The sequence below is a fragment of the Defluviimonas salinarum genome, assembly GCF_026013545.1.
GTDB classification, from domain to species: Bacteria; Pseudomonadota; Alphaproteobacteria; order Rhodobacterales; family Rhodobacteraceae; genus Albidovulum; species Albidovulum salinarum.
On sequence record NZ_JAPDOG010000013.1, the window covers coordinates 124,209 to 138,473 of the forward strand.

A 14,265-nucleotide genomic window follows, 5' to 3' on the forward strand; every position below is an offset into this window, starting at 1 on the left:
TCTTGAAACGCAGATCTCTTCTCGCGATCGTACTGATCGCTTCGACAATTGCCGCCGGTTTCGCCAACGCCCAGGGGGCGGGCGACGACAGCGGCCATTTTCCCGGTCAGGGCATGATGATGCAGCCGGGCGGGTTCGGCATGATGGGCGGGCAAGGCGCGGCGGGCGGCATGGCCGGCATGGGTCAGATGGGCGACATGATGCAGATGATGCGCATGCACGGCCCGATGATGGGCGGCGGCATGATGGGCGGCATGGGAATGCCTAGCGACATGATGGGGCCGATGGGCTTCGGCATGATCGGCGGTCAGTTCGCCGAGGGCTTCGACGCCGACGGCAACGGCACTGTCAGCTCCGCGGAGCTGCGCGGCGGGCTCGAGGCGCGCCTCACCCAATATGATGCCGATGGCGACGGTTCTCTGTCGCTCACCGAGTTCGAGACGCTGCATGCGGCGATGATCCGCAACCTCATGGTCGATCATTTCCAGGCGCTCGACGAGGACGGCGACGGGGCGATTACCAGGACGGAGATGACCGCGCCGGCCGACCGGATGCAGCGAATGGAAATACTGCGAAGCCGAGTCCAGGGCGGCTCCGGCGGCCAGACCCCCGAGGGTCAGGGCAGCGGCGGCATGATGATGGACGGCAACTAAACGCAGCGGGAGAGATGCGATGATGGGATCTGGATTTGGCGGCCTCTGGATGCTGCTCTTTGCCGTGCTGATCATTCTGGCGATCGTGGCGCTCGTGAAATACATCAGCAAATGAAGGGGCCGATGGGGTGGCTTGAACGGTCGACCGGCCGATTCCCGACACCGACTTCAACGACGTAGACAGGCGGATACGGGCGGCACCCGCCGGGCGTTCGTGGCTTGTGACGCAGATCAAGGCGGCGAGGCGCTTGTCATGGCATAAGACGCTTTGAAAGTGGTGGGAAACATGCGGATAAGGCTGCAAGATAGCGGTTCGGAGGGGCCGCGGCTTCGCGCCGCGCTCCTGCTGGCGCTTGTGGCCGCCCTTTTGTTCGCAACGGTCGCCGACGCGTTCCACCTGCACGAGGTCCACGCTTCCGCCACCCAGCTGCACATGGAGCGGGCGGGCGCCGACGACGGTTCCGGCCAGGCGATCGGCGCACCTGACTGCGGCATTCATCCAGGCTGTTCAGCGGCGCTGATCCCCGACATATCGACGATGGCGGACGTTGTTCTCATCGGCGTTAGAGAGCCGATGACGCGGCGGGAGCGGCCTTCAGTGGCCGAAGGTGAGCCCTACCACCCACCGATCTTCTCCTAACCGTCCTCATCGCACGACGCATGTTGAGCCGTGCCGTGATCATCGGCATTTCATGGGCCGGGATCGTTCTGGGCAACCAGCGGTTCATGGATGTTCGCGCACCTTGTCGACCCCGGATCCGAGCTCGTTCCTGCGTCGCAGTGGCATGGCGCCCCTAGCCTTTTCTTTTGCGTTGGCGGGGGCCTATCCCAAAGGGAAACTCAATGCGACACCGAAATCTTGCCATGAAAGCGCTCGGCCTTTTGGTCATCGCTCTGCCCGCGGTGGCAGAGCCTCGGATGGTCTTCATTCCCGAGGGCAGCGCCGATTCCATTCTCTTGGTCGGCGCCGAAACCGGGGAAACCGTGCGGCGGATCGAAGGCATCGAAGCGGTCCACGGACTGTCGGGAGCGCCCGGCGTGCCCTACCTCGTGGCCGGCAGCTATGCCGAGACGCCGCGTGACGGCATTGCCGCGATGGCGCAGCCCGAAGGCGTCTCTGCCGACGATCATGCTGCCCACCACAAACCCGCGGCGAAGCCGCTCGGTCCCAAGGATGCCGGGCTCAGCATCGTCACGATCCTCGACGCCTCGAACGGTGACATCCTGCGCCGGATCGAGGCGCCGGGCGCGGTCCATCACACGGCGGTGTCGCCCGGCGGCCGTTTCGCCGTCGCGACCCATCCGGCGGGCGATGGGATCTCGGTGATCGACCTCTCCACCATCAGCGTGACGGGTTATGTGGTGACCGGCGCGATGCCCAACTATGCCGTTTTCGGAGCCGATCCGGCGCTCGTCTATATCTCGAACACCGGCAACGGCACGATCAGCGAGGTCGACCTGACCCGCGGCATCGTCCGGCGTAACATGATCGTGGAAGGAGCCCCCGAACATCTAGCGATCGACGTCGGTGCCGGTCGGCTCTACATCGCCGATGCGGATGCCGGCAGGGTTGTGGAACTGGCTCTGGCCGATGGCACAACGCTGAGAACCTTCGATATCGGCGGCGAGATCCACGGGATCGGCCTGTCGGATGATGGCGCGACGCTTTTCGTCGCCGGGCGTGGCGCAGGCAAGCTCACCGCGGTCGATCTCGCCTTGGGCGAGACGCGCGAGGCGGCGCTGGCACCGGAACCCTACCACCTGACCGTGATCCCCGGCACCGGAACGCTCTTCGTCTCGAGCCGCGCCGAGCCAAAAGTGTGGATGATCGACGCCGCGACGCTTGAGGAGCGTGGCGTCATTCCGGTCGAGGGTGAGGGACACCAGATGATAGCGCTCCCCTGAACTGGGGATAGGAAAGGAGGCAAGTCATGGCAAAACGACTCGGACCGACACTCCGCTTTCTCGGCGCCGCGGGAACAGTCACAGGCTCGCGCTACCTCACCGAGGCGGGCGGCCGCCGCATCCTGATCGATTGCGGGCTGTTCCAAGGATTCAAGAACCTGCGGCAGCGCAACCGCAAGCCGTTTCCGGTGCGCCCTGCCTCGATCGACACGGTGCTCCTGACTCATGCCCATCTCGACCATTCCGGCTACCTGCCGGCGCTGATCCGCGCCGGCTTCACGGGCGAAGTTCTATGCACCGGGGCGACGGCGGAGCTTTGTGGCCTGATCCTGCCCGATAGCGGCCACATCCAGGAAGAGGAGGCGCGCTTCGCCCGCCGGCACGGCTATTCGAAGCACAAGGACCCCAAGCCGCTCTACACCCAAGCCGATGCCGAGGCGGCGCTCGAGAATTTTCGGACGGTCAGCTTTGATGCTCGGATCGACCTCGGTGACGGGATCGGCGTCGAGTTCATCCCGGCCGGCCACCTTCTCGGTGCGGCGCAGATCCGCGTCAGCCTGCCCGGAACGACGGTCCTGTTCAGCGGCGATCTCGGGCGGCAGGCCGATGCGCTGATGCGGCCGCCGCGGCCATTTGCGGGCGCAGACGTGCTGATTTGCGAATCCACCTACGGCAATCGCCGGCACGCCGATGTCGATGCCGAAACCGAGCTTGCGCCGATCCTGAAACGCGTGCTCGGGCGCGGCGGCACGATCCTCATTCCCGCCTTCGCGGTCGGCCGCGCACAGGGGCTCATGTATCACATCGCAAGGCTGCAGAAGCGCGGCGAGATCCCTTACGTTCCGCTCTACCTCAACAGCCCGATGGCGGTGGACGCGACCGACATCTACCACGGCCATCACGAGGAGCACCATGTGACCTGGGAGGACTGCTTGGCAATGTTCAAGATCGCCAAGCGAATCAACACAGTCGCGCAGTCCAAAGAACTGAATACCCGCCGGGGACCGATGATCATCGTCTCGGCAAGCGGCATGCTGACCGGCGGCCGCATCCTGCACCACCTCGCCAGCTTCGGTGGCGACGCCCGGAACGCAATCCTGCTCTCGGGCTTCCAGGCCGGCGGCACCCGCGGCGCGGCGCTGGCGGCCGGCGCCGACCGCTTGCGCATGTTCGGCCGCGATTTCCCGATCAATGCCGAGGTGATCCAACTCGAAGCGTTCTCCGGCCATGCCGATGCCGAGGAGCTTCTCGCCTGGATGCAGGCCGCGCCTAATGCGCCGCGCATGACCTATCTCACCCATGGCGAGCCGGATGCCTCGGACCGGCTGCGCTGGAGGGTCGAGCACGAGCTGGGCTGGCCGGCTCGGGCGCCTGAACATCTCGAAACCATCCGACTGGACCATCCAAAATGACCGCAGCCGACACCAGCCTGCACCTCGTCCGCGCTGGGATCGACACCTATAGTCAGCCTGTCGTCTACATGCGCGAGGATTGCCATGTCTGCCGCGCCGAGGGCTTCGCCGCGCTGACCCGGATCGGGGTCACGCTCGGCCCGAAATCGATCATCGCGACGCTCAATGTCGTCACCGAGGCCGGCTGGTTGCCCGCGGATGCGGCGGCGCTGTCGGAAGCCGCCTGGGCGCTCTTGCAGCCACGTCCCGGCGATCGGGCCACATTCGTGCATCCCGAACCGCCGGCATCGGACTCGGCGATCCGCGCGAAGGTGTACGGGCAGGAACTGACCGAGGCCGACTTCACCGCGATCATCGGCGACATCACCGGCCGCCGCTTGTCTGAATTGCAGATGGCCGCCTTCGTCACCGCCTGTGCCGGCGAAAGGCTGAACATTGCCGAGACGATCCGCCTCACGCGCGCGATGCAGCGCGCGGGTGAGACGCTCGACTGGGGCGGCGCGGAGGTCTACGACAAGCACTGCGTTGGCGGCCTGCCCGGAAACCGCACGACGCCGATCGTCGTGGCAATCGTCGCGGCGGCCGGGCTCATGATCCCCAAGACCTCCTCGCGCGCGATCACCTCGCCGGCGGGCACCGCCGACACGATGGAGGTCATGGCGCCGGTTGCGCTCGACATCGCCGCACTGAGGCGCGTGGTCGAGACCGAGGGCGGCTGCGTGGTCTGGGGCGGCAATCTGGCGCTCAGCCCGGCCGACGATCTGCTGATCCGGATCGAGCGGCCGCTCGATTTCGACAGCGACGGCCAATTGGTGGCGAGCGTGCTTTCGAAGAAGGCGGCAGTCGGAGCGCGCCGCGTGCTGATCGACGTGCCGGTCGGGCCGACCGCCAAGGTCCGCTCTCCCGCGGCGGCGGCATCACTTGCGCAGCGGCTCGCGGCGGTGGGCGAGGCGGTCGGGCTTTCGATCGCGGTCCACGTCAGCGACGGCACGGCTCCAGTCGGCCGCGGCATCGGCCCGGCGCTCGAGGCCCGCGACGTGCTGGCGGTGTTGCGGCGCGACACGGACGCGCCCGCCGACCTGCGCGGCCGCGTGCTCGATCTCGCTGGCGCGCTTCTCGATCTACGGCCGGACGCCGCCGCGGGCATTGGCAGGGCCCGCGCCGCGGCACTTCTGGACAGCGGCGCGGCCGAGGCGAAGTTCATGGCGATCTGCGCCGCGCAGGGCGGCTTTCGCGAACCGTCAGCGGCGCGCCACCGGGCGGTCGTGACCGCCACGGCGGCCGGGCGGCTGGAGGCGATCGACAACCGCCGCATCGCGCGGATCGCGAAGCTTGCCGGGGCGCCGGGGCGCAAGCTGGCGGGCGTGCGGCTGCTGGCCCGACCCGGCGACCTGCTGAGACGCGGCGCGCCGCTTTTCGAGATCCATGCCGAGACGCCGGGGGAACTCGACTACGCGCGGAGCTATGCGGAAGCCCAGGCCGATGTCTTCGAACTGCGGGAGTGACCTGCCGATGATCCTGATCCCCTTCCCCGAGATGATGCCGATGGCCCGCGAAATAGCGGCGATCCTTGGCGCCGAGGTACAACCCGTGGCGCTGCACCGCTTCCCCGATGCCGAGACGCGCGTAACCCTCGGCGGCGACCCCGGCGGGCACGACGTCGCGGTTCTGGCCACTTTGCGCGACCCCGACCGGCTGGCGCTGCCCTTGCGCTTCACCGCCGCCACTGCGCGCGAGATTGGCGCACGCCGCGTCGGGCTGATCGCGCCGTATCTCGCTTATATGCGCCAGGACGCGCGGTTCCATGAGTGCGAAGCCGTCAGCGCCCCGATCTTCGCGCGCTTTCTGGCCGAGAGTTTCGACTGGATCGTCACCGCCGATCCGCATCTGCATCGCAACCCAACGCTGGACACGCTGTTTCCGATTCCCGCCCAAACCGTCGCGACCGCACCGCTTTTGGCGAGTTGGATCGCCGCCAATGTCCCCGATGCAGTGATCCTGGGCCCCGACAGCGAAAGCCAGCAATGGGTGGCCGAGGTCGCGCGGCACGCCGCCCGGCCCTACGCGGTCCTCCGCAAGATCCGGACCGGCGATCGGCAGGTCGAGATCGGCATTCCCGACAGCCCCGCGCTAAGGTCCGGTACGCCGGTCATCCTTGATGACATCACGTCTTCCGGGCGAACTCTGGTCCGGACGCTGGAGCGGCTGAAGGAGGTCGGCGCGCGGTCGGCGACTTGCGTCGTTATACACGCGGTGTTCTCGGGCGCAGCCGAAGCCGACATCGGTCGGGCTGGCGCCGCGCGCATCGTGACGACGGACTCGATCCCGCACCCGACCAACGCGATCGGTATCGCCGCGCTGCTGGCCGGGGCCGTCGCCGACCTCAGCAGAGCCCTTGACGGTCCAGTTACTGGAAGCACCACATTGGACGGGAACAGCTCGAAAGGACACCGAAATGACTGACCGCCGCGCCCTTCAGGTCGTCGCCACGACGGGTTCGGACGACACGGTTTCCGAAGGCTCCGAAGGAACCGTCCATACCTGCCCAATGCATCCCGAGATCCGGCGCGCGGAGCCGGGCGACTGCCCGGAATGCGGCATGCATCTGGTGCCGGAGGGATCCGATGCCGCGCAGGGCCATCATCACGGGCACCGGCATCATGTGGGTGCCGCGACTGCCGCTGCCGGCACCTATGACACCGTTCCCGCCGGCCATTCCGGCGCGGTCTATACCTGCCCGATGCACCCGGAGGTGCGCCAGACCCATCCTGGCTCCTGCCCGATCTGCGGAATGGGGCTGGAGCTTGAATCTGCCGCCATGGCCGACGAAGGCCCGAACCTCGAACTCATCGATTTCACTCGCCGCTTCTGGGGCGGCGTGGTTCTGACGCTGCCGCTTCTGGTGCTGACGATGGGCCCCTATCTCGGCTTTGGCGGTGTGCGCGATATCTTCGGCGAACGCGTGACGCTCTGGATCGAACTCGCGCTCGGAACACCGGTGGTGCTCTGGTGCGGCTGGCCGTTCCTGGTGCGCGGCTGGACCTCGTTCCGCACCTGGAACCTCAACATGTTCAGCCTGATCGGCATGGGCGTCATGGCGGCATGGATCTTCAGCGTGGTCGCGGTTCTGGCGCCGGGGATCTTCCCAGAGGGCTTCCGCGACACCGAAGGCCATGTCGGCGTCTATTTCGAAGCGGCGGCGGTGATCGTAACGCTGGTCTTACTCGGCCAAGTGATGGAACTCCGCGCCCGCGAAGGCACCGGCAAGGCGATCCGGGCGCTTCTGGACATGGCGGCCAAGACCGCCCGGGTGATCCGTGACGATGGCCGCGAGGAGGAGGTCCCGCTCGAACATGTCGCGGTCGGCAACCGGCTCAGGGTGCGGCCGGGCGACAAGGTGCCGGTCGACGGCGTCGTCACCGAGGGCCGCTCCTCGGTCGACGAGTCGATGATCACCGGCGAGCCGGTCCCGGTCGAGAAGGTCGCGGGCGACAGGCTCACGGGCGCCACGATCAACGGCACCGGCAGCTTGATCATGGAGGCGACCCGCGTCGGCGCCGACACGATGCTCGCGCAGATCGTCGAGATGGTGGCCGCCGCACAGCGCTCGCGCGCGCCGATCCAGAAATATGCCGACAAGGTTTCGGGCTATTTCGTGCCCGCCGTGATCGGCATCGCGGTGCTCGCCTTCATCGGTTGGGCGCTCTGGGGGCCGGCGCCGGCGCTCTCTTACGGACTCGTCGCCGCCGTCGCGGTGCTAATCATTGCCTGCCCCTGCGCCCTCGGGCTCGCCACGCCGATGTCGATCATGACGGCGACGGGCCGTGGCGCGCAGGCCGGGGTGCTGATCAAGAACGCCGAGGCGCTGGAGCGGTTCGAGAAGGTCGACACGCTGATCGTCGACAAGACCGGCACCTTGACCGAAGGCAAGCCGAAGCTCGTCGGCGTCTTCCCCGAACCGGGCCATGACGCGGCCGAGGTACTGCGCCTCGCCGCCTCGCTAGAACGCGGCTCGGAGCATCCGCTGGCCGAGGCGATCGTGCAGGGCGCCGAGGAGCGCGGCGTCGGGATGGCCGAGGCGGAGGAGTTTGAGGCCGTGACCGGCAAGGGCGTGACCGGCAAGGTCGATGGCCGCCCGGTGGCGCTCGGCAATCTGAAACTTGTCCATGACCTGGGTCTCGAAGCGGCTGCCCTGACCGAAAAGGCGGACTTCCGCCGCGACGAGGGCGAGACGGTGATGTTCGTCGTCGTGGAGGGCAAGGTCGCGGGTCTCGTCAGCGTCGCAGATCCTGTGAAGGAATCCACGCCCGCCGCGCTAAGGGCGCTGCACGAGCTTGGCTTCCGCATCATCATGGCCACCGGCGACAACGAACGCACGGCGAGGGCCGTGGCCGGGCGGCTAGGCATCGACGAGATCCGCGCCGACGTGCTGCCCGAGGACAAGGCGAAGATCATCAGGGAATTGCAGAAGCGAGGCCGCAAGGTGGCGATGGCCGGCGACGGCGTGAACGACGCCCCGGCGCTCGCCCAGGCGGATGTCGGCATCGCCATGGGCACAGGCGCCGACGTCGCCATCGAGAGCGCGGGCTTCACGCTCGTGAAGGGCAATCTCGACGGCATCGTACGCGCCCGCAGGCTGGCGCGCGCGACGATGCGCAACATCCGCCAGAACCTGTTCTTCGCGCTGATCTACAACGCCGCCGGCGTGCCGGTCGCCGCGGGCGTGCTGTTCCCGGTCTTCGGCATCCTCATCAGCCCGATGTTCGCCGCCTTCGCCATGAGCGCCTCGTCGATCTCGGTCGTACTCAACTCGCTCCGCCTGCGCGGCGCCAGGATATGAAGGAGATGTTCATGACGGAACAACCTTACACACCGGTCCCCGATGACGGATCCGGCAACGCGCCAAAGGGAGGGTTCTGGCGCTCGCGCTCGGGGCTGAGTCTGATCGTCGCCCTTGCGCTCGGCGGACTGCTGCTGGGATATGAGCATCGCGTCCACATCCTCGGCAGCGGCTGGTTGATTTATCTGCCGCTTCTCATCTGCGTGGGCATGCACTTCTTCATGCATGGCGACCGCGGAGGTCACGGTGGCAGGAAGGGCGGGAGCGGACAGAGATGACGGCAGAGCCGCAATCCTATGGCCTCTGGCTGCTCGTGATCGTCAATTCGGCGGTCTTCATCCTGTTCGCGCTCAGCTTCTTCCGGCCGCAGACACAACGCGACTGGCGCAGCCTCGGGGCGTTCGGCGCCTTCGTGGTCGCACTCTTCACCGAGATGTACGGCTTCCCCCTGACGCTCTATGTCCTGTCCGGATGGTTGCAGTCGGCCTATCCGCAGGTGAACTGGTTCGCTCATGAGTCCGGCCACCTGCTCGAGATGCTGTTCGGCTGGAAGTCCAATCCGCATTTTGGGCCGTTCCATCTTCTCAGCTTCGCGCTGATCGGCGGCGGGTTCTGGCTGATCGCGGTCTCCTGGCACGTCCTTTGGACCGCGCAGCGGCAAGGCAGGATCGCCGTCATCGGCCCCTATGCCCGCCTCCGGCATCCACAATATGCGGGCTTTGTCCTGATCCTGACCGGATTCCTGGTCCAATGGCCAACGCTTCTGACGCTCGCAATGTATCCGCTTCTGGTCTGGATGTACGTCCGGTTGGCCCGCATCGAGGAACGCGAGAGCGAGCGGCGGTTCGGCGACGCATACCGGCGCTATGCCGCGCGCGTGCCCGCATTCTGGCCCGCATGGCGCCAGAAACCTGCCAGGACGCCGTGAGCCGGAAGGCAGCGACGGATACATGACGCGCCGATCGGAGCGCGAGGGTCGTATTCGCAAGCGGAAGGAAGGAGAAGAAAATGACCAACCACAGCAAGATCGTGATCGCATGCCTGCTGGCCGCCTGGGCCGCGCAAGCCAATGCCCAGGAACCTTCGCACAGGATGAGCGACGATTCCATGCGCCGGATGATGAGTGCCGGTCTTGTCCTCCCGAAAATGGATGCCGCCAGAGGCCGGGAGCTCTTCGCCTCCAAGGGCTGCGTCGTCTGTCACTCGGTCAACGGCGTCGGCGGACAGGATGCGCCGATGCTCGATGCGGATCTCATGGAGCTGCCGATGAACCCCTTCGAGTTCGCGGCACGGATGTGGCGCGGTGCCCCCGCCATGGTGGAGGCACAGGAAGATGAGTTGGGCGGCCAGATTGAATTCACGGGCGAAGAACTCAGCAACATCATTGCCTTTGTCCACGACTCCGGCGAGCAGAAGCAGTTCACCGCGCCTGGTTTGAGCGCGCGCTGCGGGAGAAGTGGCCCGGTCGAACCGTCGTGATCAGCCACCACGCGCCGAGCAGGGCGGTGGCGGGGCGGATCGATGCCATCACGCCGGCCTTCGTCTCGGACCTCGATACGATCATCGAAACGGCGCAGCCCGACCTTTGGCTCTTCGGCCATACGCATCGATCGCTCCAGGCCCGGATCGGCCGGACGCATCTGCGTAACTGCTCGCTGGGCTATCCCTCGGAGGTGCCGACGGGCCTCGAGGCAAGGCTCCTGCTTCTGGGCCTGATCGATACCGAACGAAAGGACCTGCTGGCGCCGATGGGGCTGAGGGACGCCTGCCTCCGGACCGCTGCCGATGGCCAGCGCCGTCTGCGCCTCCAGGATCTGCCCGCCGCGCTCCGCCGGGAGTTCGACGCCTTCCGGCTCGGGCGCGCGTCGCCGATGAGCGAGGGACAGGCCAGTATCGCGTCGGCGCTCGAGTGGTTCGCCTATTGTGATCTTGCAGGGATCGATTGATGGGAACCGGCAGAGAAGATCGTCGGGACATGCCGAACTGCCGGATGGCGCTGACTGCGGCGGCGATGGAAGGGCATCGAGCCCCATCGCTGCTCAGTGTCACCTCGCGGATCGCCTCCCTGCAGGAACCCCGCCAAGCGACGCGAACGATCAGGCCGCACGCAGAAGCCATGATATGGTTGGGGGCGTTGAACGCTGCAAACCGTAGGCCACAATGACCGCTTATGATTCAGCCCCGGGGGTTCTTGACTTGAAGACGCAAGGCGGGGCCCTGACGCCGATGCAACTCTTGGACCTTGTCGAAAGAGGTTTGCCGGAAAGTGCGCTGTCAAAGCTTGCGGAGGTCATCGGCTGCACGCCTGCGGCAATCGTGGCTAGCGCCGGTCCCAAGGCCACGCGGGCGCTGCGCAAGAATGATGGTACATTCGACCCCGCTCTGGGGACGGTCGTGATCCGGCTCGCGGCAGTTTTTTCGCTCGCGCTCGAAGTCTGGGACGACAAGGAAGACGCACGTGCCTTCCTGCACCGGCCGCATCCCATGCTTGAGGGGCGCTCTCCTTTCGATGTCGCCCTCCGGAGCGAGATCGGCGCGGCGATCGTTGACGAGATCCTCGACAGGCTGCGACACGGTAGCGCCACATGAGGGTGTGCCTCCTCGTTCGGGCGGCAGGCGAATGGCAATTTTCGAGAGCGGTCATTCGTAGAACGTAGCGCTAATGCCAGCGATGCACAGGAAGCACCCCGAGCAAACTTGCGAACCGAAGACACCCCACCGGGCGCGACCGGCCGCAGAGCCGACATTAGTCGCGGTGAGCGGTGCCGCAGTGCAACTTCCCAAAAGCTGACATCGGGCGCCCTGGCCGTGGAGCTCGCGCAAAGCTGGCAAGCCCTGAGACAGTAACTCGCGCAGCGCGGGGTCGCTCCGTTCAGCCCGGACGGCACAGCCTCGAATGTCTCCCGTCAGCACCCCTGGGACATCTGGGTTGATTTTGTGATGGAGGGTTTCAGGCTCATCGTAACCGCCAGGGAGTGGAGATGAGAAAGAAACCCGGAACAGCGAAGCCGACGGCCGAAGCCCTTGTGAAGGACATCCGCCGGCGCACTCGGAAGCACCATTCGGCCGAGGAGAAGATCCGCATCATTCTGGAAGGGCTGCGCGGCGACGACAGCATTGCCGAACTCTGCCGGCGCGAGGGGATCGCGACGAGCCTCTATTACAGCTGTTCGAAGGAGTTCCTGAAAGCCCGGGACTTCCTGTCGACCAATCTTGATGACTACACTCTAGTTGACGGAAATTATCACGGGGGTTAACCGTCCCGTGATGAAGCATTCCATATTGGGGGGCGGTCGCGATCTCTTTCAAAGGCGCTCACTTCCCGAAAGACGTGATCCTCTTCACGCCCGCCGTGGTCGACTCTCTCGCCGCAGTTCGCATCGAAGCCGGGGATCCGGTTCGATGCGCCCATCGTCGGCGGCTGCGCCAGTTTCAAGCAGGTTTACTTGATCGCATCGAGAGAAGGCCGTTCGAGTCGGAAACCGAGTTTGACGCCGACCTGGAAATGCGCGACCGCGCCGTCGCTCCCGATGTGGCCGCGGATCTCCGTGACCTCGAACCATTCAAGGTTGCGAAGGCTGCGTTGGGCGGTCGAGACCGCGTTGCGGATCGCGTCATCGATGCTGTTCGGCGACGAACCGTAGATTTCGGTGACAGGATAGACGTGGTCCATGATTGCCTCCCATTCATCGGGTGTTCTGAAGCCAGGCAGCACACGAACGCTGGGACTGGTCGTCGAAGCTTAACGCTGGGATACCGCTCAGACCAAACCCATTTTGGAAGCGGATCGCGGCACGATCGAGACCTCGGCAAAGGTCGCGACGCCATTGCCAACCACGTTGTCCCGCTGCATCAAGATGACTTGAGCCAGCGTGAGCGGCGGGCGGGGCAGCAAGCTTGCGACCCGCGCCAGCGCCCGCCACAGTGCGAATGGTACCGGCAGCAGCAATCGGCGCCTACCCGCACGCTCAGCCAACCGCTCGAGGATTTCGCGATACGTGAAAACATCCGGGCCGCCCAACTCGAACACCGTGCCGGTGGTGCGGGTGCCGATGACACGGCAGACTGCTTCGGCCACGTCCCCGACATGCACCGGCTGGAGGCGCTTCCCGCCATCGCCGAAAACGGGAATGACCGGCATGCGGCGGATGATCGCATCCAGGGCGCCGAAGAATGCCCCATCCCGACTGAACATGATGCTGGGGCGCAGTATCACGGCTTCGGGAAATGCTGAGCGAACCGCATCCTCACCATCGGCACGGGCGCGAATATAGGCGGACTCGGAATTCGGATCGACGCCGATCCCTGAGATATGGACCAGTCGCCGGACGCCGCTTGTCCGGGCAATCTCGGCAACCGCATGCGCGCCCTTCACATGAACCCCATGGAACGAGTCCGTGCCTGTCTCGACATAGTGCCCTATGCAATTGACGACGGCATCCGCGCGATCGAAGGCGCGCGTCAGTGTGCGGCGGTCCCGAAGATCGATCTGAATCTGTCGGACGTCATAGGCCCGACCATCCCGCAATCCTGTGCCTCGGTCTGGGAACCGTGTCGCGATACATACTGGGCGCCCATGCTCTTTGAGCTTCCGGACAACCTGACGTCCGAGAAACCCGCTCCCACCAAGCACGATCACGTCTTGGCCGCTCATCGGTGCAACAGCTCCTGTTGGATTAAATTGCCCCATCTTATCATGCGCCTAATTGGCGTGTTTCGCGAGTAGGGGCTTGGCGGCAGTTGTGGTCTACCCCCTGAAAAGCGGCCCTCCCTGACGAATGGCTTTCGAACCAAGGGGTCTTGACCCCTAAGACTGATCCGATCCGAGTGCGGATTTTCGGGCACATTTCCGGAAGGAGAGGTGTGTCCAGATGCCGAAGAAACGACTTGCGGATGAGCAGATCGCGGTTGCGCTGCGCTAGGCGGAGGTCGGGACGAGCGTCGGCGAGGTCTGCCGCAAAATGTGCGTGGCGAAGGCCACGTTCTATTGGCTGGAAAAGGCCCATGCCGGGATGGGCGTGTCGGCGAACCGGCACCTGAGGCAACTCGAACATGAAAACACGAAGCTTAAGCGCGTGATTGCAGACCTGACAAAGGACAAGACCATGCTTCAGGACGCGCTCAGAAAAGAGGTGAAGCCCGCCTGTCGCCGCGAAGTCGTCAGAAATCTCGCACAGCGGAGCCATGAGAAGTATTTCTACGGCAACGGGCACATGATTATTGGTCGACAACGGCGGTTGCGTGCCCCTGCAACCAAAAAAATCAACACAAATACAATAGCTTGACAGCGCCCCAAGGGGCGCTTCACGCGTTCCCGTACCGCCCGGTGCTACGCTGGTGTGATCCTCCCCCAATGAAGTGGTCCGCCGTTATGTTTAGGAAAACGGAGGATCAGAATGGCTACGAAGCGGCACAAGCCGGAAGAGATTGTCACGAAGCTGCGGCAGGTTGAGGT

The 14,265-nt window shown here is 65.4% G+C and carries 14 protein-coding genes and 2 pseudogenes; 14 read left to right on the forward strand and 2 right to left on the reverse strand.

Annotated elements, in window-relative coordinates; all coding sequences use genetic code 11:
• The first annotated feature begins 2 nt into the window (after positions 1 to 2).
• The 13 genes and pseudogenes from OM960_RS14945 to OM960_RS15005 all read left to right on the forward strand — a co-directional run.
• Complete coding sequence (locus tag OM960_RS14945; RefSeq protein WP_264772507.1) at positions 3 to 653, forward strand: EF-hand domain-containing protein; 651 nt, start codon at positions 3 to 5, stop codon at positions 651 to 653.
• A 286-nt stretch (positions 654 to 939) separates the two neighbouring features.
• A complete protein-coding gene (locus tag OM960_RS14950) occupies positions 940 to 1,293 on the forward strand; it encodes a hypothetical protein (protein ID WP_264772508.1) in 354 nt (117 codons plus the stop codon).
• 224 nt (positions 1,294 to 1,517) lie between these two features.
• The gene (locus OM960_RS14955; RefSeq protein WP_264772509.1) at positions 1,518 to 2,558 is read left to right on the forward strand and encodes a YncE family protein; all 1,041 of its coding nucleotides are present in this window, start codon (positions 1,518 to 1,520) and stop codon (positions 2,556 to 2,558) included.
• A gap of 26 nt (positions 2,559 to 2,584) precedes the next feature.
• Positions 2,585 to 3,970, forward strand: a complete 1,386-nt coding sequence (locus OM960_RS14960; RefSeq protein ID WP_264772510.1) for an MBL fold metallo-hydrolase RNA specificity domain-containing protein — start codon at positions 2,585 to 2,587, stop codon at positions 3,968 to 3,970.
• Entirely contained in the window at positions 3,967 to 5,475 is a 1,509-nt protein-coding gene (locus OM960_RS14965) for a thymidine phosphorylase family protein (RefSeq protein WP_264772511.1), read from the forward strand. Before OM960_RS14960 ends, OM960_RS14965 begins: the two co-directional genes overlap by 4 nt.
• Before the next feature lie 7 nt (positions 5,476 to 5,482).
• Positions 5,483 to 6,433, forward strand: a complete 951-nt coding sequence (locus OM960_RS14970) for a ribose-phosphate diphosphokinase (protein WP_264772521.1) — start codon at positions 5,483 to 5,485, stop codon at positions 6,431 to 6,433.
• An 85-nt stretch (positions 6,434 to 6,518) separates the two neighbouring features.
• Positions 6,519 to 8,810, forward strand: coding sequence for a copper-transporting P-type ATPase (locus tag OM960_RS14975; RefSeq protein ID WP_264772522.1), 2,292 nt, complete (start codon positions 6,519 to 6,521; stop codon positions 8,808 to 8,810).
• Entirely contained in the window at positions 8,807 to 9,088 is a 282-nt protein-coding gene (locus OM960_RS14980; RefSeq protein ID WP_264772512.1) for a DUF2933 domain-containing protein, read from the forward strand. The genes OM960_RS14975 and OM960_RS14980 overlap by 4 nt, the downstream gene beginning before the upstream one ends.
• Positions 9,085 to 9,738, forward strand: coding sequence for a methyltransferase family protein (locus OM960_RS14985; protein ID WP_264772513.1), 654 nt, complete (start codon positions 9,085 to 9,087; stop codon positions 9,736 to 9,738). Before OM960_RS14980 ends, OM960_RS14985 begins: the two co-directional genes overlap by 4 nt.
• Before the next feature lie 80 nt (positions 9,739 to 9,818).
• On the forward strand, positions 9,819 to 10,289 hold the full coding sequence (locus tag OM960_RS14990) for a c-type cytochrome (RefSeq protein WP_264772514.1): 471 nt from the start codon (positions 9,819 to 9,821) through the stop codon (positions 10,287 to 10,289).
• Positions 10,286 to 10,756: a hypothetical protein gene (locus OM960_RS14995; protein ID WP_264772515.1), complete on the forward strand. Its 471-nt coding sequence runs from the start codon at positions 10,286 to 10,288 to the stop codon at positions 10,754 to 10,756. Before OM960_RS14990 ends, OM960_RS14995 begins: the two co-directional genes overlap by 4 nt.
• 250 nt (positions 10,757 to 11,006) lie before the next feature.
• On the forward strand, positions 11,007 to 11,399 hold the full coding sequence (locus OM960_RS15000) for an Xre family toxin-antitoxin system antitoxin (RefSeq protein WP_264772516.1): 393 nt from the start codon (positions 11,007 to 11,009) through the stop codon (positions 11,397 to 11,399).
• A 392-nt stretch (positions 11,400 to 11,791) separates the two neighbouring features.
• Positions 11,792 to 12,001 (forward strand): annotated as a pseudogene (locus OM960_RS15005) (transposase); the annotation flags it as partial.
• A 251-nt stretch (positions 12,002 to 12,252) separates the two neighbouring features.
• Here OM960_RS15005 and OM960_RS15010 read toward each other — a convergent pair.
• Together OM960_RS15010 and OM960_RS15015 are read right to left on the reverse strand one after the other, a co-directional pair.
• Positions 12,253 to 12,483 carry a dodecin gene (locus OM960_RS15010; protein ID WP_264772517.1) on the reverse strand — a complete coding sequence of 77 codons (231 nt, stop codon included), beginning with the start codon at positions 12,481 to 12,483 and terminating at the stop codon, positions 12,253 to 12,255.
• A gap of 87 nt (positions 12,484 to 12,570) precedes the next feature.
• Positions 12,571 to 13,464, reverse strand: a complete 894-nt coding sequence (locus tag OM960_RS15015) for a complex I NDUFA9 subunit family protein (protein WP_264772518.1) — start codon at positions 13,462 to 13,464, stop codon at positions 12,571 to 12,573.
• Positions 13,465 to 13,681: 217 nt separating this feature from the next.
• Here OM960_RS15015 and OM960_RS15020 point away from each other — a divergent pair.
• Positions 13,682 to 13,981: pseudogene (locus OM960_RS15020) on the forward strand (transposase); the annotation flags it as partial.
• Between the last annotated feature and the right edge of the window lie 284 nt (positions 13,982 to 14,265).

Coding starts and splice junctions, on each gene's coding strand:
- OM960_RS14950 (WP_264772508.1), top strand. CDS start 940: ATGCGGATAAGGCTGCAAGATAGCGGTTCGGAGGGGCCGCGGCTTCGC.
- OM960_RS14955 (WP_264772509.1), top strand. CDS start 1,518: ATGAAAGCGCTCGGCCTTTTGGTCATCGCTCTGCCCGCGGTGGCAGAG.
- OM960_RS14960 (WP_264772510.1), top strand. CDS start 2,585: ATGGCAAAACGACTCGGACCGACACTCCGCTTTCTCGGCGCCGCGGGA.
- OM960_RS14965 (WP_264772511.1), top strand. CDS start 3,967: ATGACCGCAGCCGACACCAGCCTGCACCTCGTCCGCGCTGGGATCGAC.
- OM960_RS14970 (WP_264772521.1), top strand. CDS start 5,483: ATGATCCTGATCCCCTTCCCCGAGATGATGCCGATGGCCCGCGAAATA.
- OM960_RS14975 (WP_264772522.1), top strand. CDS start 6,519: ATGCATCCCGAGATCCGGCGCGCGGAGCCGGGCGACTGCCCGGAATGC.
- OM960_RS14980 (WP_264772512.1), top strand. CDS start 8,807: ATGAAGGAGATGTTCATGACGGAACAACCTTACACACCGGTCCCCGAT.
- OM960_RS14985 (WP_264772513.1), top strand. CDS start 9,085: ATGACGGCAGAGCCGCAATCCTATGGCCTCTGGCTGCTCGTGATCGTC.
- OM960_RS14990 (WP_264772514.1), top strand. CDS start 9,819: ATGACCAACCACAGCAAGATCGTGATCGCATGCCTGCTGGCCGCCTGG.
- OM960_RS15010 (WP_264772517.1), bottom strand. CDS start 12,483: ATGGACCACGTCTATCCTGTCACCGAAATCTACGGTTCGTCGCCGAAC.
- OM960_RS15015 (WP_264772518.1), bottom strand. CDS start 13,464: ATGAGCGGCCAAGACGTGATCGTGCTTGGTGGGAGCGGGTTTCTCGGA.